The sequence below is a fragment of the Faecalicatena orotica genome, assembly GCF_905197545.1.
Taxonomy (GTDB): domain Bacteria; phylum Bacillota; class Clostridia; order Lachnospirales; family Lachnospiraceae; genus Faecalicatena_A; species Faecalicatena_A orotica.
Map to the genome: position 1 here is coordinate 86,696 of NZ_CAJJZH010000006.1, position 23,904 is coordinate 110,599.

A 23,904-nucleotide genomic window follows, 5' to 3' on the forward strand; every position below is an offset into this window, starting at 1 on the left:
CTGTTTGAAATGATTGCAAATTATGAATCACTTTCTGTGACTGCCTGTTTGAGCATCTGGCTGACCATCTGGGGATTTACCTTCCCTTTCATTGCCTTCATCGCCTGACCTACAAGGAAGCCGATTGCTTTCTCTTTTCCACCCTTGTAATCGGCCACGGATTGTGGGTTATCTGCGATGATTTTTTCTATGACTGATTTCAGGGCCCCCTCATCGTTTACCGTTTTCAGGCCATTTTCTTCCACATACCGCTCCGGGTCTGTATTGTCAGCGAATATTTTTTCAAATACTTCCTTCGCCACAGAGCTGTTGATCGTGCCCGCCTCTGTAAGATCTACAAGCTTTGCCAGATTATCCGGTGAAAAACGGATGTCCTCCGGCTCCATATTATGTTCCTTCAAGAGACGCAGTGTTTCCACCATCAGCCAGTTGGAGACTTTTTTCGGTTTTCCACATAAAGCTGCCGCCGATTCAAAGATATCCGCAATGATTCTGGAATCTGTGATGATTTCCGCATCATATTGGGGGATATCGTATTCTCTTTTATACCGCTCCAATTTTTCAGAGCGCAGTTCCGGCTGCTTCGCTTTTATTTCTTTGATCCATTCCTCGCTGATCACAATCGGGACAAGGTCCGGCTCCGGAAAATAGCGGTAATCCTGTGCATCTTCTTTCGAACGCATCGCATAAGAATGCTCTTTATTATCATCCCAGCGCCTTGTCTCCTGAATTACCGGTTTTCCTGCCTCCAGCAGTTCGATCTGCCGCTTGCGCTCACCGTCAATGGCTCTGGCAATCGCTTTGAAAGAGTTCAGGTTCTTCATCTCGGTTCTTGTACCAAACAGCGTGCTTCCTGCCTCCCGCACGGAAAGATTGACATCCGCCCGCATAGAGCCTTCCTGAAGCTTACAGTCAGATGCCCCCAGATACTGGATGATCGTGCGCAGCTTCTCTAAATAGCTGATCACCTCGTCTGCCGAACGCATATCCGGTTCTGAGACGATTTCCACCAAAGGGATGCCGCTCCGGTTATAGTCCACCAGTGTTGTATCATCCCACTCATCATGAATTAATTTTCCGGCATCCTCTTCCATGTGCATCTCATGGATTCTCACTTTTTTGGTGACACCACCGCTCTCTATTTCCACATATCCGTTTCTGGCAATCGGCAGATAAAGCTGTGAAATCTGGTAGTTCTGCGGATTATCAGGATAGAAATAATTCTTCCTGTCAAATTTGCTTACCCTGGTGATCTCACAGTTTGTCGCCAGGCCAATTGCCATCGCGTATTCTACTACCTGTTTATTCAAAACCGGAAGCGACCCCGGCTGTCCAGTACACACTGGGCATGTATGGGTATTGGGCGCGCCCCCGAACGCAGTGCTGCACCCGCAGAATATTTTTGTCTTTGCCGCCAGTTCCACATGGACCTCTAATCCGATGACGGTCTCATACTGTTTTCCCATATTATTCACGCCCCTTTCCTGCTGCCGGAGTAACAAACTGTTTCTCTGTCTCACATTCAAAAGTGTAGGCTGCGCGAATCAGCGTTTTTTCCTGAAAACTGTTTCCTATTAGCTGCATCCCGATGGGAAGCCCCCTGCTGTCTTTTCCGGCCGGAACGGACATCGCGGGAAGTCCGGCCAGATTGACCGCTACCGTATAGATATCCCCCAGATACATTTTCAAAGGATCTTTCAGTGATTCACCGAGCTTTGGCGCCGTAGAAGGAGCCGCCGGGCCAAGGATCACATCGTATTTTTCAAATGCCCGGTCAAAAGCCTGCCTGATCAGCGCCTTTGTCCGCAGCGCCTTCAGATAGTAGGCATCATAGTAACCGGAGCTTAATACATAAGACCCCAGCATAATCCGCCGCTTCACTTCCGGTCCGAAGCCTTCTGAACGGGTCTTCTTGTACATATTATGGAGCCCTTCATAGTCCCCCGCCCGATATCCATATTTCACACCGTCAAACCGTTCAAGGTTGGAGCTTGCCTCCGCAGATGCGATCACATAGTAAGCCGGGATCGCATATTTCACAAGGCTTAAATCAAACTCCTCGACAACCGCCCCTTTTTTCCCGAGAAGTTTTGCCGCATCCAGAAGCGCCTGCCTGACTTCCTGATCCAGCCCTTCCCCGATATAATCTTTCGGGATTCCGATACGGAGCCCCTTTACATCTGCCTTTAAGGCATCGGTAAAACGTATGTCCTCACGTTTCACTGAAGTACTGTCCTTCTCGTCATGGGAAGCAAGCGTCTCCAGTATGGCCGCACAGTCTGCAACATCTTTCGCAACCGGTCCGACCTGGTCCAGAGAAGAGCCATAAGCGATCAGCCCATAACGGGAAACCGTCCCGTATGTCGGTTTCAGGCCCACCACCCCGCAGAAAGCACTCGGCTGGCGTATGGAACCGCCTGTATCGGAACCAAGCGCGTACCAGCACTCCTGGGCTGCCACGGCCGCACAGGAGCCGCCGGAAGAACCGCCCGGAACATGTTCTGGATTGTGTGGATTTCTTGTAGGGCCAAAGTAAGACGTTTCTGTCGTACTGCCCATAGCGAACTCATCCATATTTGTCTTTCCTAAAATGACCGCCCCTGACTTCTGAATATTTACGACTGCCTGTGCCGTAAATACAGGCCTGAAGTTGGATAAGATTCTGGAACTGCACGTGGTAAGCTGTCCCTCGATGCACAGATTATCCTTTACCGCTGCCGGCACACCTGCCAGCGGTCCTGTTAATACACCCTCTTCTATCTTCTTCTGAATCTCTTCTGCACGTTGTACGGCGCCATCCTCATCCAGTGTCACATAGCTGTGAATCTTCGGCTCCACGGCCTTTGCCTGTGCAATGGCGGCTTTTGCCGCCTCTACTGCTGAAATCTCCCTATCCTGAATCTTTTTTGCAAGTTCTAAAGCTGTAAGACTTAATATCCCCATCTTTCCTGTCTCCTCCTAACCAATCGTTTTCGGTACTTCAAAGCTGTCATCCTTTCTAAGAGGTGCGTTTTCCAATATTTTCTCCCTGTTGTCACCATTGGTAACAACATCCTCACGGAAAACATTATTTACAGGGAATACGTGGGACATCGGTTCGATCCCGTCCGTGTCCAGTTCGTTTAATATATCGATATAATCCAGCATCTTCTCCATGTCTGCCTTTGCGTCCGCCTTTTCCTCACCGGACAGCTCCAGCTTGGAGAGGATACCCACATATTCTATTGTCTCGTCTGAAATCTTGTTGGACATAAAAACCACCTTTCATTTACTCTAAGGGTCATACCCCTTTACATGTTCTGACTATCTGTACTCATCATAGTAAGCATCATAATCTTCTGTCTCTATCACTTCACTCGGTATAAGGCGTGCATCTGCATCCAATGAGCATATCTTCGTCCCCCCGGGGAGAACGGTGTTGCGGTATACGGAATCAATCTCGTCGGCCGATACAAATCTGCTGCGGCTTAAGAAATTCATCTCCTCATCCTCATAATCTGTATATAAAGGAACCTCGTACCTGATGTTGGTCCACTCGCCGCCGGACCCTATGTCATAAACTCCGGCCGGGAAGTCTTTCCCTGCCGTTAACTCTGTGCCCTTTTTCAGTACTACCTGTTCTGTCAGCGGATTCTTTGTCTGCTCTTCCATGCAGTCGGTCCGGCCATTTTCTGTCATAAATTCTACACGCAGGTTACCACTTATTTCCACCATCGCGCCCTGATACAGCCTCACATCAATCCATTCCTTAAGCTCATCGTATTCCTCGTCCGGTCCGATCCCCTGCCACAGGTAGATAGAATTCTCATAATCGTCTACAGATACTGTCCCGCTCCCATCATCCAGAATTACCTGGTAATTCCCTTCCGGGAGATGTACACCGACCCGGTATTCCCCGGGATCCAGCGTAACACGATAGTCTTCTCCCTCAGCTAACAACTCCCTTTCGGCAAACTGATACGGATCTTCATCCTCTACTAAAGTTACATTCCCATAATCAGCAGGAAGGCTCTCATCATATTGCTTTTTCATATTGAAAACAATTCCTGATACCATGACTACTAATACAAGAATCATGCCAGCCGCTTTTAGCACATTTCCATTCTGCTGCGTCCCTGCCTTTTTCCCCAGACTTACAGGAGGATTGATTCTGTCCGTACTGCTCTTATGCTTTGCAGCACGCGGGGCATTTGTATTGTCTGCACTTTTCTGGCCCTCCCCGCTCCTGTCATGCTTCCCCCATGTAGATTCAATGTGGGAACGCTCCTTCGCCATCCTTGAGCTGCTGCTCTGGTTCAGGCGGTATGTCATCTTCTCATTTCTTGTATTATCGAGTCCGCAGTCTATACATTTTCCATCTGCAAGTTTCCCTCCGCATAAATAACATCTCTTTTCAAACATAGGCCCCTCTCATTCCGTATCCGGCCTCTTTTGCAAAGGTGTCTGCCCCCTGCCGTTCAGCCCGGTATCTGAAAACTGTTTATGGTTCCAGCCTGCCTAAGTCTCTTGGGAACAATGTTGCCTCTCGTACGTTCTCTTCTCCAACCAGTTTCATGGTCAGCCGCTCCAGCCCTATACCAAGGCCTCCGTGCGGCGGCATGCCATGTTTGAATGCACTCAGGTACTGCTCCATCCCTTCATCTTCCATCCCCCTGGCTTCCATCTTAGCCATTAGGGATTTGTAATCATGGATACGCTGTCCGCCTGTTGTAATCTCCATTCCCCTGAATAAAAGATCAAAGCTTAAAGTACAGGTCTCATCTTCCGGGTCATCCATTGCGTAGAACGGACGTTTTCTGGATGGATAGTGAGTCACAAATACGAAATCTGCATCCCATTCCTCTTTTGCATATCGGCTTATTAATTGTTCTTCCTCCGGCTCAAGATCGTATGGAGTCCTGATCTTCCGGCCGTATTTTTCCGCTGCCTTCTTCTTAATCTCATCAAATCTGACTGCCGGGATCTCATCCACTTTCGGGAGTTCGACATCCAGAAGCGCAAGCTCTGCCGCATAGTCCTTCTCGAGAAGCTTCATCGTGTATTGAAGAAATCCAGTCTCCATCGCCATGATATCTTCAAAACCATCGATAAATCCCATCTCGAAATCCAGGCTCGTGTACTCGTTCAGATGCCGTTTCGTGTTATGCTTCTCGGCCCGGAATACCGGTGCCGTCTCAAACACTCTGTCAAACACGCCCACCATCATCTGCTTATAGAACTGCGGACTCTGCTGGAGGATCGCCGGTCTGTGGAAGTAATCGAGCTTAAACAGGTTCGCCCCTCCTTCTGCGCTCTTTGCCCCGATCTTCGGTGTGTGGATCTCTGTAAATCCTTCCTCATACAAAAAGTCCCGAAATCCCCTGACAATGCCCTCCTGTATCTTAAACTTCGCCCGCTCCCTGACATTGCGAAGTGCAATCGGCCGGTAATTCAGCTTTGCCTCAAGGGAAGTCTTCATCTTCCATTTTGCGATTGGCAGCAGCATCGTCTCTGCCGGACTGCTCAATACTCTTATATCTTCAATCCTGATCTCAATGCCCCCGGGAGCCTTTTCTGACTGTGCAGGTATTCCTGTTACTTCGACTGTATCAGCTTCCCGCAGATCCTTCAAGTCAAATTTTGAAAATCCCTCCTCAAAAATGCATTGTACCAGTCCCTCACGTTTTCTCAAAATGATGAATGCTACCGTTTTCATGTCCCGGATTGTATGGACTGTACCGTTTACTTTGACACGATTGCCAGTAATTCCCTCTCTAAGCAGTTCATGAAGTTCCAGTGTGTCTTTTTTCATTCTTCCAGTTACAATTTCCATTTTCTTTCTCCTTTCTGTCTCATATTTTGATACATCCCGGATTGAAATGGTATTTCTGTAAACACAAAAAGTCCCGGGATGCATCTGCATCCCGGGACGGATTCTTATCATATAATCCGCGGTACCACCCGCATTGAACAGGCAATAAATAACACCTATCCCACTTTTGTGCATGTAACGTATGCAAAACGTACCGGCCTACTTTGAATCATTCAGCGGGTCAGCTCCCAAGTGTTCCCTTAATCTTCTCCACTGTCCGGCGCTCTCAGTCGGTGACGCCTGCTTCCTGTCAGCTTCTGAAAATCAGAGTCTTGTTCACAGCCTTTTTCGTTTAACACTTTAATCTGTTAAAACTTTTACCAATAATAGCACACAACTTTCCAAATTGCAAGAGGAAATTTATTCCCCCTTAATAACTTCCAGAGCCTTATCAAGCTGGTTATCTGCTTCTTTATTGTTTTCATCGGCCGTAAATTTTACTTCTACATCGGGTGTAATCCCTTTTTTATGAATGTTTCTGCCGTTTGGTGTGAAGTATTCTGAAATCGTTACCTTCAGGCAGGTTCCGTCCCCGAGGTCAAAGAGCTGCTGCACAATTCCTTTTCCATAAGTGGTGACGCCTACTATCTGCCCTGTTCCGTAATCCTGCACGGCTCCGGCGAATATTTCGGCTGCACTCGCACTATACTGGTTTACCAGAACAGCAAGCGGTTTCTTAAATTCGTGGTCTTCTTCGTTTGAATACTCGGTTGTATTACCGTACTTATCTTTCGTGGATACAATCATTCCCTTTGGCAGTATCAGTTTCAACATATCCACGGCAGTATCCAGATTCCCTCCGGGATTAGAACGAAGGTCAATCACAAGTCCGGTCATGCCCTGATTCTCCAGATCAGCCAGAGCATTCTTAAACTGCTCGTAAGTAACCGTATCAAACTCGGTCACACGGATATATCCGGTACCGCCGTCCTTCATTTCATACTCTACAGTCTGCGCCTCCACTACGCCGCGTATCGCTTTGCATTCTACCTTTTCCAGCTTATCCCCGCGGTAAACGTGCAGTGTCACACCGGTTCCTTCGTCCCCCTTGATCCACGACACAATTTCTGTCAGGTCCTCATCCGCAATCTCGTGGTCATCTACCTGATACAGAATGTCACCGTCTTCCAGTCCGGCCTTCTCCGCCGGCGAATCTTTGTATACATTTACAATTGTGACCAGACCAGTAGTAAGATCCTTTGTCAGGACGGCTCCCACTCCTGAATACTCACCCGTTGTCGATTCCATCAGGTCTTTTGTCTGTTCCTCGTTGTAATACACGGTATAGGGGTCGCCAAGGCCGCTTACATAACCGCTGTAAATGCCGTCCTGAAGAGCCTTTGTATCAATATCATCGGAATACAGATAGTTTTTATCAATCAGCTCTCCCAGCTGTTTTAATTTCTCATCTGTTGCACTGTCTGACTCCGCTTTTACGGCTGCCGAACCCGGGGACTGGGTCCTGTCACTCACAAACCTCCATGCACAGCCGCCCATTGTAACGATTAATAGCATAATGAGGGCGCCATACAGCGCCCCCTTTATAAAACTTTTATTACGATTCTCCATATTCTATGTCCAATCTTCGAGATTTTCATATACGAAAGCCCATTGGCTTTCCTTCCTCTGCGGATACCCGTAATCTCTTACAGATACCCCTGCGGATCAACTGCCACATCATTCAGTTCCACCTGAAAATGCAGATGTGCCCCGAATGAATTTCCAGTATTTCCTACGTATCCGATCTGCTGTCCTTTGGATACTGTCTGTCCTGCTGAAACAGCAAGAGCTGAGTGGTGCATATACTTTGTTACCAGTCCGTTTCCATGATTGATAACAACCCAGTTCCCGGCGCTGTCGCTCCAGCCTGCAATGACAACATAGCCGTCCGCCGCTGCATATGTAGGGGTTCCTTCTCCGGCTGCCAAATCCAGCCCCTTATGGAAAGCTCCGTCAAAATCTCTGTATCCAAATGTACTGGATATCGATGAGCCGGGGCAGGGATTCGTAAACTGTCCGCTTCCGCTGATTACCGGCGTACTGCTAGGTGGTGCGTAGCTTCCGCCCCCGCCGCTGTTATTCGCCGCGGCCCTTGCCGCCTCCTGCTGCTGAATCTGCTTCTGGCGCTCCTCCTCGGCCTGCTTGATCAATTCATCAAGCTTCGCCGCGTTCTCCCCGATCTGCTTATCCAGACTGGAGATCTGAACCTTCTTATCCTCCAAAAGTGTCTGAACTTCATTCTGCTTCGCGATCAGGTCATCCTGCAGTCCCTTCAGCTCTGTATATTCACTCTGAAGTGATTCTTCTTTAGCCTCTACATCTTTTACAACATCCTGGAACTCAACGAGCATCTCTCTATCATATGCAGATATCTGAGAAACATACTCCGCCTTATTTAAAAAATCACCAATATTATCACTTTCTATCAAGATTTCAATCAACTGGGAATTACCGTTCTCATACATAAACTTGATACGCTTCTTCATGCTTTCATATTGGTTGTTCTCATCAACCTTAGCCTGCACAAGCTCTTCTTCTGCCTGCTCGATCTCAGCCTGCTTCTTTTCCAGTTTTTCCCTCATCTTATCCATGTCACTGATGACTGCATTCAGCTGTGCGGCAAGTGCTTCTTTTTCTTTTTCCGCCGCATTCTTCTTGTCTTCCAGTTCCTGTGCCTTCTTCTTTGCCTCATCGACTGTCTCGGCATTCACATTCAAAGCCATGCCAAAACAAAGGACAATCACCAGTACCGCGCTTATTATACTCCTCTTTCGTCTGTTCATAGGCTCCCCCTATACTTTTAAGTGCTTGCGTACTGTGAAATAACTTCCGATAAAACCAATACCAACACCTAATAACAAACCAATTGGAAGCAGGAAACGATATACATACGTTACCGGCAGGAAATTGATAATGTTATTCAGTATCTGGAACTTCGTCAGTACATACTCTACCGCCTTGCCATACAATCCGTACAGTAATGCCAGCGGTATAATCGCACCAATCAGACCCATGATCAGACCTTCAATTACGAACGGTGAGCGGACAACAAAGTCCTTCGCACCAATATATTTCATAATTGCAATCTCTTCCTTGCGGACCGTAATACCCATCGTAACCGTATTACTGATCAGGAAGATGGAAACACCAAACAGGATGATGATAATTGCAATGGAAACATAGCCGACGAGCACATTCACGCTGGACAATGTATTTGCCACAACATCAGACTTGTTGACCTTTCTGACCCCGTCGAGACTCTTTGCAAACTTCACAAGATCCTGCTGTGTCGCCGCAAGAGACTTGCTCCTGACCGAAAGGCTCTCTTCATCATTATCACCTGTCTTCATATATACTTCATAGTTATCAGATCCGGCCAGCGGGTTATCATTCTTAAAACCGTCCGCCAGTTCTGCATTATCACCAAAATAATCATTCTTAAATTTGTCCCATGCATCATCTGCTGAAACAAACTTCACATCTGCAACATCGTCTCTGCTCCTTAACTGCTCCCCGATGTTGTCGATCTGGTCCTGTGTTGCCTCATCATCAAAAAATACGGTGATGGCCACCCCTTCCTCTGCTGACTTAATAATATGCTGGAAGTTCAGCAGGATGGAGAAGAACAGACCAAACAGGAAGATACAGGCTGACATCGTTGCGACAGATGCAAGCGAGAACATCTTATTCCTGCCGATATTCTTAACACCTTGTTTTCCTACGTATCCTAAAGTACTAATCCTCATCGAAATACCCACCTTTTTGTTCATCACTGACGATAACGCCCTGTTTCATCGTTATGACGCGCTCGTTCATCTCGTTTACGATTTCCTGGTTGTGAGTAACAACCAAAACAGTTGTCCCTCTCTCATTCGCCTCTTTCAACAGACTCATGATCTCCCATGAATTTGTTGGATCCAGGTTACCAGTCGGCTCGTCGGCCAACAAAATAGCAGGTTCATTTACAATTGCCCTTGCAATTGCTACACGCTGCTGCTCTCCCCCTGACAGCTCCTTCGGGAATGACTTATACTTCTGTGCCAGTCCCACAAGTGAAAGTGCCGCCGGCACCTTCCTTTTGATCACACGCGTAGGTGTCTCTGTAACACGCAGTGCAAATGCAATGTTCTCATAAATATTACGGTCTTTCAACAGACGGAAGTCCTGGAAAACGACTCCCAGCCCCCTTCTGTACTTTGCAATGTGACGATGTCTCATCCGGTTCAGGTTCTGCCCGTTAACGATAATCGTCCCTTCCGTCGGATCCAGTTCTTTCATGATCAGGCGAATCAGAGTTGATTTACCTGAACCGCTGTCTCCCACAATGAAAACGAATTCGCCACGCTCAATTTTTACAGACACGCCGTTTAGCGCAGCATTGCCTTTAGAGTACTCCTTCGTTACATTTCTTAATTCAATCATATGTTCCTCCTAATTATTCATACTCCGTGTATATCATCCCAAGCAGTCCCCATGCGTCCCGCCCCTCTTATCTGATAGATTCTAGTATTCCAATGATTCCATATACTTCATGTACTTCACTACCATAAGGGCAATCTTGAACGTGATCGCATCCTCAAAGACACGAAGGTCAAGGCCTGTGCTCTTCTGCAGCTTATCAAGCCGGTATACCAGAGTATTTCTGTGAATATACAGCTGTCTTGACGTTTCTGATACATTCAGGCTATTCTCAAAGAACTTATTGATAGTCGTCAATGTCTCCTCATCAAAATCGTCCGGAGATTTCCCCTCGAATATCTCCTTGATAAACATCTTGCAAAGCGGAATCGGAAGCTGGTAGATCAGTCTGCCGATACCGAGCGTGCTGTATGCCACTATGTCTTTCTCATCGAAGAAGATCTTGCCTACATCCAGTGCAAGCTTTGCCTCTTTGTAAGACTTGGAAACTTCCTTGATATCGCTGACGATGGTTCCATATGCAATATGGATATGTTCTTCATCACTCTCATCCCTCAGTGTATCAAGCATATCTTTTGCCATCTTCTCAAGTTCCCTGCCGCCGTCTTTGTCAGAAAGTTCCTTTACGACAATAATATTCTTCTCGTCAACAGCTGTAATAAAGTCCTTGGACTTTCCTCCGAGAAGGTTCCTTACATTGTCGAGTGCCACGCTGTCTTTTTCATGAGATGTCTCAATAATAAAGATAACACGTTTTACTTCTGTGTCAATATGTAATTTTTTGGCCCTGTTATAAATGTCCACCAACAGAAGGTTATCCAGAAGAAGATTTTTAATAAAGTTATCTTTGTCAAACCTCTCCTTATAAGCAACTAACAGGCTCTGAACCTGAAATGCTGCAATCTTGCCGACCATGTATACTTCTTCGCTCTCACCGCCGGCAAGCAGTACATACTCTAACTGCTGCTCGTCAAAAATCTTAAAAAACTGGCATCCCTGAATCACCTGGCTGTCAGCAGGAGATTCTACAAAAGATAAGACAGCACTCTCATATTCCTTCGAATCATCAAATGTAGTGGCAAGCGCCTTCCCTTCCGTATCCAGAACACAGAAATCAATTCTGGAAATCCCTTTAAGGCCTTCAATCGTGTTTTGAAGTATTTGATTTGAAATCATACTTTATCTCCTCCGCTCATTCTCATGTGCATTTTTCACAAAGTTTTAGTTCCCGTAAGATTGAGAACGCACATATATAAATTATATATTAATGCATAACGTCAAAAAAATAAAGAGGAAATCCACCTTTTTTATGCATTTCCTCATATATTTTACAAAAAATTCATATTTTCGAAACTATACATAGTTCACAAAATTATTCTTCGTTCAAAAATGCTTCCATAATTTTCCGGGGCCGCCGGAGAGTCCGGGCTGCTTTTTAACAGTAACTTTTAATTCTCTTTCTTTTCTTTTTCCACCCTGTAGCGGAATATCTTTTTGATAAAAAACCGGCGTACCCTGCCCGTCTGTCTCTCGCCGTAATTGCGGACAAGTGTCTGACCACACCCCAGCCACACTCTGGCATTGAGCAAAGCACTGTTATTTACAATGAACTCTTCCTGAAGCGGTGACGGCAGCACGGAAAATATACAGTCCGTCTCCGCGCCGTTCACTTCATTGATCACTTCTTCCTTTGATTTTCCTTCAGCATCCAGGATGCCGGTTCCAACGACTATGATTCCTTTATTATACTTCTCAAGGGCCTCTCTGAGTTTCTCAAGCTCCTGTTCTGAACCTGCAACCAGAAATATCCGCTTCCTGTTCCTCTGGAGATAACGGAGGAACATCTTTAAAAACATTTTATTTGTAACATCTTTCAATAAACTTTTATCCAGTATCTCAGCGGCTTCCAGGATTTCTTTTTCACCCGGGAGCACGAGGTCTATCTCTTTCGTCTCTTCTTTCCATTCAGGGCTGTCCTGTCCCTGCATGAGCATATCCAATGTAACAATTTCTATCGTATTGATGGACTCACTCTGCATGTACTCAACGGCCGCCTTCATGGCAGCCTTTGCTGTGAAGCCGTCAATCTCCACATCAAAGATATTAATCCTCTTTTCCATTCACATCACCTATGCTTCTTCTCCCCAGTCGTACAATTGTATCAAAAAATCATAGTTTTTTCAACTCTTTCGTTTTCTTTTCGTAATGAGGCCTCCGATCCTGCCTGTTTCTTTTGAGGATAATGAACGCCATCCTTCCGCCATCACTTTATCAAGAAGCCCTAATTCTTCGGCTATTTCGTACTTTACTTTTTCATCCGGTTCCAGATTTTTCAAGTCTATTGGTTTTTCTTTTTTTGCTGACATATTTTTTTACCTACCTTTCTTGTTTGGTAGGAGTATTGCCTGTATGCCGGAAGACATTCAAAGAAGGGGCAGAAAAAATGATAGAATGCATAAAATCCGCCGCGGAACCGTTTGCTTCCCGCGGCGGATTTTTATGTTTCATATCCTGATATTATACTGTGCCGTTTACCGTAGTCCATCTGACACAGCGCCTGTTTTCAAGATGCTTTGTATTAAACCGGCTCATCCGGAATGATGATAGCGGCTATAAAATACGCCACAATCCCTGACCCTGTACAGCCCAGCAGGACTAACAACAGACGTACCAGAGTTGCGTCAATATTAAAGTACTCCCCTACTCCTCCACATACTCCACAAATCATGCGGTTGCTTCTTGAACGGTATAATTTTTTCTGTGACATAATGATTCCTCCTCTATTATTGATACTAAATGTGATTGGTTCTCCCGTAACTGCAAAGGACAGGGGACTTTATAATGATGCTCCGAAGGATACTTCTATTTCTCCTATACCGCAGTCTATCTCCATTTTTTTGCCGGTGCCATTGTCTATATGGCGCTTATTGCTCAGACCGGTGTAGCTGTCATTTCCCACTTTCAACTGGCCTATACCACAGTCTAATTCATAATCATAATCGTTTTGACCGTCTGTCAGGGCGAGTTCTATACGGCCTACCCCGCACTCAATTTCTGAATTGCGTGTTACGGTCCCAGATAATTTTGCCTCACCGGCACCACAGTCAACATTGAGATCCTTTACTTCAAACTGCTTCACAACTGCCCTGCCTGCCGACACATTGAGATCCAGGCACCCGGCATTTATACTTTCTATTGAAAGCTGGCCCGCGCCTACTTCCAGCGATACATCTTCCAGGGCCCTGTCCTTCGGAACCTGAATGACCATTGTCCCTGCATCTTTTATGCTGATTTTTTTCCATAGGTTATGAGTTGTTTGATCTTCTATTTTCAATTCACCGTCTTCCTGTTCCAGAATCAGGCGGTCTTTCAGCTTTTCATTTACATCACTTGTGTCTACTATGACTGAATCACCACTGCCTTCCTTGACAACTACCTGCATGTAACTGAGCTCCAGATCAATTTCTCTGATTCCCTGAAAGTTATGCACATCCTGTCCAGACGCTGACACATGCGTTTCTCCATCGTAATGGTCCTCATGTTCTTCCTGATCATAATGGTCATAATAGTCGTAATCGTCATAATCATCCTCATAATCGTCGTAATCTTCCCGATCGCCCCAATTATTATGGTACCATAAAACCCCATGTCTGTAGTATTCCTCTGTTCCGTAGGCACTGCGGACTTCCGACAGCGTAGCCCCCATAATAGTGCCTGCAATACATAATACGATGCCTGCGCCTAAAACAGATATACATACAATCCAGAAAATCTTCCATCCTTTTTTCATTGGTTATGACACCGCCTTTCTGTGGAACGGCCATCTGCAGATATTCACAATGCATCTGAAAATCGCCGGGTATACTATAATGCAGAGTCTGACCGACGCTACAACGGCAATCAGGCCCAGAATAAAGATGATTAATCCTGATCCGCTTGTCAAAAGTGCAACCGGAAGTGCCGCAATTATCTTGGTCAGGCCCAGAATAAAGATGAAAAGTCCCGCTCCCATCAATACCAGGGCACCTATAACTAATCCGGCGAACAGTCCAAACGAGGCACATACAAGTCCGATGCAGATTCCCACGATACCGAGCAGGATCGGCCATCCTACAGGGATAACCGCCAGAGCGATCAGGATAATCAGGACAATTTTTAACGTCTTGCTTGTTCTGGGCCCTTCTTTGTATTCTTCCCCGTTCTTATATGAATCACTGCCGTAACCCTGCTTTCCATATGACTGGCCGCCGTCTGTACTGTGGTAGGTATAGCCGCCCTCTGCCCTCTTATAACGGTTCGGCCTCGGTACCGGGTTGTTTTTCTGGTCAAATCTGGAATCTGAGTATCCATGTTCCGTAAATTCACCGCTGTCACTGTTATCACCCTTTAAATCAGCTTTGATCATCGCAGCTACCTGCTCCGGGCTTCCCAGTTCTTTTATCACCTGTGCCTCATTCTCTTCCCCGGCATCTTCAAAGTAATCTGTATAAAACTGAAGAGCCTCACTTCTCTCCTCCGCCGGAATTACTGCCAGCAATGCCTCAAGCCTATCCATAAATTCTTTTCGACTCATGCCGTTACACCTCCCTCAAATATCTCGTTAATCTTGTTCGAATAAGTCTTCCATTCAACTCTGTACAAATTCAGCTGTGCCATTCCCTTTTCTGTTACTTTATAGTATCTCCTGTTGCGGCCGTCAAACTGTCTGTCATAAACTTCCAGGCATTCGTCCTTCTGAAGACGCCTCAGTACGGGATACAGCGTTGATTCCGATACATCAATCGCCCTGCGTACGTCCTGGGTAATTTTATAACCGTAAGTACCTTCACTTTCTCTGGAGACAACCGCAAGGACAATTGCATCCAACAGTGCTGCACCGGTGTTAAATACCATATAATCACTCCCTTATCATAGTATTATGAATCTTTTAATATTATCATGTGCTTAATATTACGAACTCATTAATATTATTTATTTTTCTATATTATATTATGTATAATATCATCTGTCAATCATTATTATAAACCTTTAGAATATCTTTAGGAATCTTTGGAAGATTTTTATGAATAAAACAGTATGAAAATCAATACGATTATATAAGTGTACGTTTTGTACATTATTGACAAAGTGTACAATTATGATATAATGGAGATAGTAAAGGAGATGATCGATATGTTAATGACACAAGCATCAACAGTTAGAAAAGAATGGAGTGCGGTTTGTGACAGTGTTATTAGGGAGAAACCTAAATTTATAAAACGTACTCGCGACAAAATGTGGTTTTCTGATTTGAATACAATGTCTGTAATCTTAGATATTTATTCTTTTACAGCGGAAAAATTTATAGAAAATGATGGCTCTATTACATTATCCCTAAATGAAATCGATTTGATTGAAAATGGAAAGGATGAATCAGAAGCGAGAGTTAACCTCGGAAATGCAATAATAGAATATTCATTGGAGTATTATAGTAATTATCAGTTATATTCTCATACCCCGAATAGGGAAAAGCATATTCCGTATATATTTAAAGCATTAATTATGGATGATCCTAAAAAGATAGGAGATATAATACAGTGCCAAGATGGAAAGAACTAAAGAGATTCTGTGATAGGGATGGGTGGGAATTATATAAAGATACTGACCATTACTTCTACAGAAAAATTGATGAAGATGGAAATATACGCATGACAAAAGTGTCTAAGGGTTCAGGAGAAATACACTCACATATGTGGAAAGAAATTATGAAGAAACAGTTAAAAGTGACTCAGGAATATTTTAATAGTAAAATTTAGAATCAGAAGTAACTACGACTTTTTAATATTTCAAGAATAATAGGAGCAGCCATATTGACTACCCCTGTTTTTAATCCTATGTATTGCTTTACCAGATTAATCGCACCAGAAGGGCTGCATGAAGCAGTATGATTATGGGAATTCCTATCTTGAATTTAGGTTTTTGGGTTTTGTGACGGAAGGTCTGCATTGCGAGGTATGCCCCTATGGAGCCGCCGGAGAGGGCAAGTAGGATGAGGGTATTTTCAGGAATGCGCCATTTGTTTTTTCTGGCTTTTTGTTTGTCGGCACCGTAGGTGAAAAAGGTAATGAGGTTTATTAGTATCAGGTATATGATGATGTATTTATGCTGCACTATCGTTCTCCTCTCTTGTAGTTTTTTTGGCGGCTGAATCATTGCTGTGCCCCCTGCGGGTGTGCAGAATAATGATTCAGCCGCCTGTTTTAAACCTGAATTTCTTTTTTCAGGGTGAATGAATAGATAATTTTTTCTTTCACTTTCTTTCCGAGAAGCTGCTCCAATGCCTGAGCGTAGTAGTCGAGCTGGGCATGGTATTTTTCTTTGAGCTCCAACGCAGTACGCACCTTGTCGGTCTTGTAGTCGAGCACGGTCAGGGCACCATCTTCTTCAAAATATACGTCTATGATTCCCTGAACAAGGATGGTCTCGCCACTTTGTTCTTCGGGATAGATTTCTTCGGCTTTTACACCCAGCACGAACGGCTGCTCTTTTCTTAGCTGATTTCTGGCAGCGGCCTGATGCATTCTCTGCCCGCTTTCACAGTTCAGGAAGCCCAGTATGTCTGCTATGCGTATACACTGCGCCATGTCTTCGGAAAGTCTGCCTTCTTTTGCCAGCCTTTCGATCTCCTGACCCAGTGTTTCTTCATTATATTGTTGTCTGAAATCCAGAAGCTCGAGCAGCCTGTGGTAAGCGCTTCCCCGGGATGCACCGCTGAGTTCGGCTTCCTCTTTCAGAAACCCAGGGAGAAGAGGTACGACCTCAGCCTCTTTGTATAACTCCTCTGCCGGCTCTTCTTCGAGGTAGGCACGTTTCTTTAACTCAGATACGGTAAACTTAAGCTTCAGTTTTCCTTCCGGCTCATACGGGTAAATATACCCCAATTGTTCCTTCAATTGATTTCCCAGCTGTTCATGATAAACTTTCCCAGTATCCCAGTGCTGAAGCACGTCTTTTGCTATTTCTTCGGCTTTTCTGTCCGCGGTTTCATTCACAGACAGATTCCAGCAGTCTTCTATACGGACTTCCAGAGGAATTTCCTCCGTAACCAATGGAACCAGCGGAAGGACCCAGTCCAGATAAGACCGGGCACTGGCCAGCATGTAGTACGGAAGGGCCTCCGTCTGCTTTCCCTGCCGCGGGTCTGCGCTTAATTTTTCCAGAACTTCCCGGGCATGGGGAAGCTGCGCCGTCATGATTAGTTTTTCCTTTGCCCTTGTCAGGGCAACATAGAGCACCCGGAGTTCTTCACCGAGATTCTCCCTTGTGATCTCTTCCTGAATCACTTTTTTCAGAATTGTCGGAATCTTTGTCCGTTTTTCCAGATCGATGGAATCAATTCCCACTCCCCACTCAGGGTGGATCACAATACTGCCTTTTACATCCTGTGTGTTAAACTGTTTTCCCATCCCCGCAACGAACACGATCGGGAATTCCAGTCCTTTACTCTTGTGGATCGTCATGATTCGCACCGTGTCGGACTGCTCGTCTGCTATATTCGCCTCCCCGTAATCCACGTCGTATTTCTGAAGCTGCTCAATATAGCGCACAAAATTAAAAAGACCCTTATAACTGGTACCTTCGAAGGCCGACGCTTTCTCTACCAGCATCTCTACATTTGCCATACGCTGGGCACCGCCTGGCATGGACGCGATATAGATGCCATAGCCGGTATCTTCAATAATATGCCAGAGAAGCTCATGGATTGCCGTGTATGGCACGGTATCTCGGAACTGCCGGTACACCTTTAAAAACTGCTGAAGTTTTTTTCTGATCTCAGAGTTTATTTCTGGTCCGTCCTCTGTGTGAGCACTTTCGTCTCCTGCATTTTCCAATGCTTCACAGGCATATCTGTTGACTGCATCATAAAACGGGGCCTCCGGGAATGTGTTCCGGATATCTGCGAGCTGTTGTGCATCCAGTCCTGCAAATGGTGATGTCAGCACCGCCGTCAGCGGAAGTTCCTGACGGAAGTTATCCAGAATCTGGAGATAATCCAGCAGAATGCTGACCTCATAAGTTTCAAAATACCCCTCCCTGCTCCCCGCATAGGCCGGTATTCCCTCCTCCCCGAGTACTTCGGCAAACACATCCGCCCAGCCTTTGATGCTTCTGGTCAAAATCACGATGTCTTTATACATGGGAGTGCGGTAATTTCCCGTTGCCTTATCGAGAACACGGCCGGACTGCATCAGCTCCTTGATGCGCTTTGCCACGGCCCGGGCCTCCATCTGTTTTCCGGTCCCTTCTATAATATCCATGCTGTCGTCTGCATTCTCACGTACCTCATCCGGTATCTGGTCCGCAGACGTATCCACCAGCAGAAGTTCGGCCTGATTGATTGTGTTCCCCCGTTCATCTGTCTGGGGTTCGTAAGCAGCACCCGGATAAAGTGCCGCCTGCTCATCATAGAGTATTCCGCCCAATTCTTTCCGCATGATATGTTCAAAAATAAAGTTGACACTGCTTAAGACTTCCTCCCGGCTTCTGAAGTTCTTGTGCAGATCAATCCGCTGCCGGTCGCTGTCTTTTTGACTGTAGGTGTCGTATTTCTCCATAAACAGCTCCGGCCTTGACAGACGAAACCGATAAATACTCTGCTTCACATCACCGACCATGAACACATTATTTTTCCCTCTGCTCACGGTAGAGACACTTGTCAGGATTGCCTCCTGAATCAGGTTGCTGTCCTGATACTCGTCGATCATGACCTCTGTGAACTGTTCCTGATATTCACGGGCTACCGGGGACGGGACAAGCTCCCCGTCCTTTGTAATGGTCAGTATTCTCAGTGCAAACTGCTCCATATCACTGAAGTCGATCATATTTTTGCTCTGTTTTTTCTCCGAAAAATGATCCCCGAACTGCTGTACCAGTCCTGACAAAACGGCCATTGAATCTGCCGCCTCCTGCATATCCTGCATGATTTCCTGTGGTTCTTCATAAAAGTACATAGCCGCCATGTCTTTGCACATTTTTTTGACTTTTTCACGCATGGCCTTGACTTTTTCTCTTTTATCCACATCAACAGACTCATCTTTCTTCACAGAGAGCCGTTTCCAGGTGGTCTGCCCCACTGCCTGATACATTTCCTCAAAGGAACCGGCCTCTGCTATCCGGCCAATCACACTCCGGTCAGCTTCGAGCATGTCCCCGTACATATACGGGCCATCCGGCATATCACACACCACAAGCCCTTCTTCTAATATAGAAAGCATGTCCCCCGCCTTCTGGCGGACAAGTTCCTTTACGCGCCTCATACACGCAGATTCTTCCAGGTCTTCCCCGTGGGTCCTGTAATCCTGTGCACAGCCTTCCAGCCACGCGTCTGGCTGTGGATAACTTCTGGAATATTCATATAGTTTGAGGATAATTTCCTCAATCTTCCTGTCATTCCTGCCCGTCCCAAACTTTTCGACAAATTCCAGAAAGGGAATCTCACCTTCTGCGTAGCGCTCCTCCAGCAGTTCATCCAGCACATCCTGCTTGAGAAGCTTCAGCTCCCCTTCTTCCGCGATGCGGAATCCCGGGTCAATGTCCAGCACATGGAAATGGTCACGGATTACCGACAGGCAGAAGCTGTGTATAGTTGTGATCTGGGCACTGTGTATGAGAGTTGCCTGACGCTGGAGATGTACATTTTCAGGATGTTCCTCCAGAGATTTTTCGATCGCCTCACGGATTCTCTCCTTCATTTCAGCAGCCGCAGCCTCCGTAAAGGTCACAATGAGGAGCCTGTCCACATCCACCGGATACTCTGCATCTGTAAGCATCTGGATGATTCTTTCTACCAGAACGGCCGTCTTTCCGGAACCTGCTGCTGCCGAAACAAGTATATTCCGTTCTCTTAAATCAATGACCTGCTGCTGTTCGCTTGTCCACTTAACGCCCATTTTCCTGACCCTCCTTTCCTGTTTTCTGTTTCATCTGTTCCACAACCTCTTCCTTACTCAGCTTTTCGAGCCGCTGATACTCGTATCCGTCCAGTCCGGGCTCAAATCCGCAGATGTCGCGGTAAGCGCAGTAGTCACACCCGGTACTGTTTCCCATTTCAAACGGCCGTGCCCCTGCCTCTCCGTTCATGATCCGTGTTCTTAGTTCCTGCTCTTTCTGTTTCGTATACTCTAACAACGTGGAAAACTCTGCCGGAGCAAGCACCTTAGAATAACGGTTCAGGCTTCCGTCTTTATTTTTTCCGACTGGGATCAGATTCGAGGTCCCGCTCAATCCCTTCTCCAAATGTTCAATTACGGCATCGTCTGCATTGACAAGTCCGTCCAGCTTCAGCTCCTTCAGTAATTTTTCCTCCAACAGTACCTCATTCTTCTCTTTCTCCACTATGGGGTCCTTCATGCGGTAATAAAAAACTCCGGCCGGCAGGATTTCCTGCCCGGGATGGCGCTTTTTCTCGATGTCCATCGCCGCATTGAGGTACACCGGGAGCTGCATCTGCAGGCCGTGGTAAAAGGATGTGATGTCAAAACTTTTGGAGCCGGTCTTGTAGTCCGTGACTTTCACATAGACTTTATTCTCGTCCTCGCATGTATCAATCCTGTCGATCTTGCCGCTTCCAAATTTCATCTCATAACCGCTCGGCACAAAATCACCTTTTTTAAGCTGTTCTGTCAGTGCCCATACGGAACGGTGGATCAGTTTTTTAATCCTCGTTACCATATACTCGTTTCTCGCGCTGCTGAAAAGGACCGTATTTCCGTAGTCCACAATACTTTCCTCCACACTCTCTTCAATCAGCTGCGTGCGCATCTTTTCATCCATATCCGGCCATGCGACCCTGCCTGCATCTGCCTTCCTGGCAAAACGTTCCATCGACTGATGTGCGATGTTTCCGAGATCCATTGCCTCAAACTGGTACTGTTCTCTCTCCGAAAGCCGCAGCCCGTATGTGAGAAAATGTGCATAAGCGCAGGATGCAAAACGCTCCAGCCTGGTGACACTGAATCTGGATGCATCACCGTACAGAAGTTCCGCCGCTTTTTTCGTCAGTCTGTCCGGCTCTTTCCTGAAAAACGCGGCTTCCAGCATCATCTCTGCCGCACCTTTGCCGCTGTCTTTCAGACGGTTCTGTGTTTCGCTGGCAATATACCATGAATAGAGTTCCTTCCATTCCCCGCTCAGTCCGAAAGCACGGCTGCGAAGACCATCGATCAGGTACTCCATTGCGGTCTTTTGGGTAAGCTCCTGATCCGTAAGTCCCATCTTCTCCTCATCCACAATCTTCAGTTCAGGGTACAGACGCCTGATATCCTGAATCAGATAGGCTGGGCGGAGGCTTTTTCCTTCCGCCGAAACTTTACTGAAAGAGAGCGACAGATATTCTGTCGGTTTGGTCAGGTTCATGTATAAATAGAATTTTTGAATATAGGTCTTTTCTTTTGATCCCGGTGAGAGTGCGATTTTTTTCTCCGTAAAATGCTCCCTGTCACGCTCCGACAAAAGCCCGCCCTGCCCCAGATTTCCCGGCAGGAGTGTGTCATTGGCCCCCACGAAAAATAAGGCTTTTACATCCTTTAAACGTGTTCTCTCCACATCGCCGATCACCACCTGGTCAAGACTGGGCGGGATGACTCCGACTTTTGCTTCTTCCAGCCCTGCATCCAGAAGTTCACAGTACTCTTTTAAGGAAATCTGCTCATCCCCCAGAAGTTCTACAAACTTATCGAACAGTTCGATGACGATCCTGTATACCTGGGCATACTCCTTGGCAAGTGCAAGCTCCCCCTGCTCCTGAAAGCGGTCTTCCATTTCCTTTAACCGGATCTGGCACTGTTGTTTTACGAGAAACGTGTAAATCGCGGCGGTGATGTCCTTCACGGTCTTTCGCCGCTGCTTTAGTACGTAGACCAAAGCATCTATATTTTCCACAAAGCGGACCCTCAGATGGTTCAGTGTGGCAAGCTCTTCCTCCTCAACCCCGGCCGTCCGGCGTACCCATGCGCCCTGCCATTTCTTATACCCTTTCAGGCCCAGAGCGAGCACATAGTTCTCCATCCGGTCCACTTCCTCGTGGGTAAATCCCGCCATCTGTGTCCGGAGAAACCGGAAGACACTCTCATAAGAAAATCCCTGTTCAGCCATAGCCAGCAGGCTTCTTAAATATTCTACAAAAGCATTCAGGAGAATGCTTTTCTTGTGGTCCATAAACACAGGTATCCCATAACTGTCACAGGCCTTTTCCAGACAAACGGCATAGGCATTCAGGTCACTGGCGATTACCGCGATATCCCGGTAACGCATTCCTTTCTCCCTGACCAGATACCGGATCCGGGAGGCCGTATATTCCGCCTCTTTCTTCGGGTTTCTGGCTGCATGCACAGTAAGCACGTCCTGTTCCCTTTCATACTGCCGCTTCGAATACCGGAAGATTTCCGACTCCAGAAATCCAAGCACCTCGTTGTCTTTAAAGCGGTAAAGGGGCCGCTTGTACAGACAGACCGCGTCTTCAATCTCCACATGGCAGTCTCCGGCAATCTTCACCAGACTCGTAACCATCTGCTTGCTCAGCGCAAAAAGCTGGTAAGGATGCTGGTACACATATGGGTCTTCCCGCCCATCCAGCACCGCCGTAACCATAACCTTCCTGCAGACACGCATCAGTTCTCCGAGCAGCTTATTCTGCACAGGGGTAAATCCCGTGAACCCGTCCAGCACAACCACACTATCCTTCAAAAGAGCAGACTGCGGAACCGCATCACTCAAAACATCCAGCAGTTCCTCCTTTGTAATATATTGATCCGCCAGATACTCTTCAAAACCTTCATACACCTTCCGGATATCCTGGAGTTTATAGTAAAGATAACTCTCCGGCTCAATTTCCTCCATAAACTCATCCAGCTCATCAAACCCAATGCCATACTGGGTAAACTCCGAAATAACAGACTTCACCTCACTGATATACCCCTGTTTCTTCAGATTCCCCTTCAAAACCTTCAGGTCCTCCTCATAATCCCCCGCAATCTTGCGCAGGATCAGATTCTTCCCCTCATCATCCAGCACCCGCTTCGTATCCCCTCCCGTTTCCTCAAAGATACGGTGCGCCAGCCTTCCAAAGCTCAGTATATCAATATTCATAATCCCATGCCGGGGATGCATCGTACACAGATCCTTCTGCGTCTGCATCGTAAACTGCTCCGGAACAAGAACAAGATAATTCAGGTCTGGATTCTTCATAGATTCTTCAATAACCGTCTGATATAAATAATAGGACTTCCCTGCACCGGAATTCCCGAAAATAAACTGTAATGACATAGTATCCTCCTTTTCACTAACTACATTATTCTAACATAGGTATGAAGATAAACGCAAACACGCAAAGGGGTCAGACCCCTTTGCGCTCCGTTTTCTGAATATTCTAAAATGTATGAATTGTTTTTAACTTCCGTCCCCTGTTGGACCGCCATTGGTATATGATTTTGTATTGACTTCCCAGATTTTTTCTGATACGATATTTTCAGATTATAAAGACAGGAGATGAAAGAATGAAGACTTTTTCTTGCTAATGACACACGCATAACAAAACAGACAGACGAGAGGACATTGTCCGTTTTTTTGTTGTGCAATCGCAGGAAAGTCTATTCATT

21 protein-coding genes are annotated in these 23,904 nt (G+C 46.2%); 2 read left to right on the forward strand and 19 right to left on the reverse strand.

Annotated features, from left to right (window positions below; translation table 11 throughout):
- Window positions 1-20: 20 nt before the first annotated feature.
- The 16 genes from gatB to ABIN22_RS13765 form a co-directional block, all read right to left on the reverse strand.
- Complete coding sequence (gatB, locus tag ABIN22_RS13690) at window positions 21-1,466, reverse strand: Asp-tRNA(Asn)/Glu-tRNA(Gln) amidotransferase subunit GatB (RefSeq protein ID WP_346909343.1); 1,446 nt, start codon at window positions 1,464-1,466, stop codon at window positions 21-23.
- Window position 1,467: 1 nt separating this feature from the next.
- On the reverse strand, window positions 1,468-2,943 hold the full coding sequence (gene gatA / locus ABIN22_RS13695; RefSeq protein WP_346909345.1) for an Asp-tRNA(Asn)/Glu-tRNA(Gln) amidotransferase subunit GatA: 1,476 nt from the start codon (window positions 2,941-2,943) through the stop codon (window positions 1,468-1,470).
- A 15-nt stretch (window positions 2,944-2,958) separates the two neighbouring features.
- Window positions 2,959-3,252 carry an Asp-tRNA(Asn)/Glu-tRNA(Gln) amidotransferase subunit GatC gene (gatC, locus tag ABIN22_RS13700; RefSeq protein ID WP_346909347.1) on the reverse strand — a complete coding sequence of 98 codons (294 nt, stop codon included), beginning with the start codon at window positions 3,250-3,252 and terminating at the stop codon, window positions 2,959-2,961.
- A gap of 51 nt (window positions 3,253-3,303) precedes the next feature.
- Entirely contained in the window at window positions 3,304-4,401 is a 1,098-nt protein-coding gene (locus ABIN22_RS13705; RefSeq protein WP_346909349.1) for a hypothetical protein, read from the reverse strand.
- A 79-nt stretch (window positions 4,402-4,480) separates the two neighbouring features.
- Window positions 4,481-5,812 carry an aspartate--tRNA(Asn) ligase gene (gene aspS / locus ABIN22_RS13710; RefSeq protein WP_346909351.1) on the reverse strand — a complete coding sequence of 444 codons (1,332 nt, stop codon included), beginning with the start codon at window positions 5,810-5,812 and terminating at the stop codon, window positions 4,481-4,483.
- Window positions 5,813-6,211: 399 nt separating this feature from the next.
- Window positions 6,212-7,420, reverse strand: coding sequence for a S41 family peptidase (locus ABIN22_RS13715; protein ID WP_109730995.1), 1,209 nt, complete (start codon window positions 7,418-7,420; stop codon window positions 6,212-6,214).
- 77 nt (window positions 7,421-7,497) lie between these two features.
- Entirely contained in the window at window positions 7,498-8,634 is a 1,137-nt protein-coding gene (locus ABIN22_RS13720; RefSeq protein ID WP_118620080.1) for a murein hydrolase activator EnvC family protein, read from the reverse strand.
- Between the two features lie 9 nt (window positions 8,635-8,643).
- A complete protein-coding gene (gene ftsX, locus ABIN22_RS13725) occupies window positions 8,644-9,597 on the reverse strand; it encodes a permease-like cell division protein FtsX (RefSeq protein WP_118620079.1) in 954 nt (317 codons plus the stop codon).
- Complete coding sequence (gene ftsE, locus ABIN22_RS13730; protein ID WP_109730992.1) at window positions 9,587-10,273, reverse strand: cell division ATP-binding protein FtsE; 687 nt, start codon at window positions 10,271-10,273, stop codon at window positions 9,587-9,589. The genes ftsX and ftsE overlap by 11 nt, the downstream gene beginning before the upstream one ends.
- An 81-nt stretch (window positions 10,274-10,354) precedes the next feature.
- A complete protein-coding gene (locus ABIN22_RS13735; protein WP_109730991.1) occupies window positions 10,355-11,446 on the reverse strand; it encodes a PucR family transcriptional regulator in 1,092 nt (363 codons plus the stop codon).
- 272 nt (window positions 11,447-11,718) lie between these two features.
- Window positions 11,719-12,390: a WecB/TagA/CpsF family glycosyltransferase gene (locus tag ABIN22_RS13740; RefSeq protein WP_109730990.1), complete on the reverse strand. Its 672-nt coding sequence runs from the start codon at window positions 12,388-12,390 to the stop codon at window positions 11,719-11,721.
- A 60-nt stretch (window positions 12,391-12,450) separates the two neighbouring features.
- Entirely contained in the window at window positions 12,451-12,636 is a 186-nt protein-coding gene (locus tag ABIN22_RS13745) for an alpha/beta-type small acid-soluble spore protein (RefSeq protein WP_109730989.1), read from the reverse strand.
- Window positions 12,637-12,848: 212 nt separating this feature from the next.
- Complete coding sequence (locus tag ABIN22_RS13750) at window positions 12,849-13,037, reverse strand: PspC domain-containing protein (RefSeq protein ID WP_109730988.1); 189 nt, start codon at window positions 13,035-13,037, stop codon at window positions 12,849-12,851.
- A gap of 69 nt (window positions 13,038-13,106) precedes the next feature.
- The gene (locus ABIN22_RS13755; protein WP_118620078.1) at window positions 13,107-14,060 is read right to left on the reverse strand and encodes a DUF4097 family beta strand repeat-containing protein; all 954 of its coding nucleotides are present in this window, start codon (window positions 14,058-14,060) and stop codon (window positions 13,107-13,109) included.
- Between the two features lie 3 nt (window positions 14,061-14,063).
- Window positions 14,064-14,843, reverse strand: a complete 780-nt coding sequence (locus ABIN22_RS13760; RefSeq protein ID WP_118620077.1) for a DUF1700 domain-containing protein — start codon at window positions 14,841-14,843, stop codon at window positions 14,064-14,066.
- Window positions 14,840-15,163 (reverse strand): PadR family transcriptional regulator, encoded by a 324-nt coding sequence (locus ABIN22_RS13765; RefSeq protein ID WP_109730985.1) that lies wholly within the window; start codon window positions 15,161-15,163, stop codon window positions 14,840-14,842. Before ABIN22_RS13765 ends, ABIN22_RS13760 begins: the two co-directional genes overlap by 4 nt.
- 279 nt (window positions 15,164-15,442) lie before the next feature.
- Between ABIN22_RS13765 and ABIN22_RS13770 the strand changes: the two genes are divergently transcribed.
- Together ABIN22_RS13770 and ABIN22_RS13775 are read left to right on the forward strand one after the other, a co-directional pair.
- On the forward strand, window positions 15,443-15,868 hold the full coding sequence (locus tag ABIN22_RS13770; RefSeq protein WP_182440660.1) for a RelB antitoxin-like protein: 426 nt from the start codon (window positions 15,443-15,445) through the stop codon (window positions 15,866-15,868).
- Window positions 15,847-16,065, forward strand: a complete 219-nt coding sequence (locus ABIN22_RS13775; RefSeq protein WP_118620075.1) for a type II toxin-antitoxin system HicA family toxin — start codon at window positions 15,847-15,849, stop codon at window positions 16,063-16,065. The genes ABIN22_RS13770 and ABIN22_RS13775 overlap by 22 nt, the downstream gene beginning before the upstream one ends.
- 88 nt (window positions 16,066-16,153) lie before the next feature.
- On the opposite strand, the gene ABIN22_RS13780 is transcribed toward ABIN22_RS13775, so the two are convergent.
- From ABIN22_RS13780 to addB, 3 genes are read right to left on the reverse strand one after another with little or no spacing between them, the layout of a single operon-like run.
- Window positions 16,154-16,462, reverse strand: coding sequence for a DUF1294 domain-containing protein (locus tag ABIN22_RS13780; protein WP_118620074.1), 309 nt, complete (start codon window positions 16,460-16,462; stop codon window positions 16,154-16,156).
- A 47-nt stretch (window positions 16,463-16,509) separates the two neighbouring features.
- Window positions 16,510-20,199 (reverse strand): helicase-exonuclease AddAB subunit AddA, encoded by a 3,690-nt coding sequence (gene addA / locus ABIN22_RS13785; RefSeq protein ID WP_346909358.1) that lies wholly within the window; start codon window positions 20,197-20,199, stop codon window positions 16,510-16,512.
- Window positions 20,189-23,572 (reverse strand): helicase-exonuclease AddAB subunit AddB, encoded by a 3,384-nt coding sequence (addB, locus tag ABIN22_RS13790; RefSeq protein ID WP_346909360.1) that lies wholly within the window; start codon window positions 23,570-23,572, stop codon window positions 20,189-20,191. Before addB ends, addA begins: the two co-directional genes overlap by 11 nt.
- Window positions 23,573-23,904 lie beyond the last annotated feature (332 nt).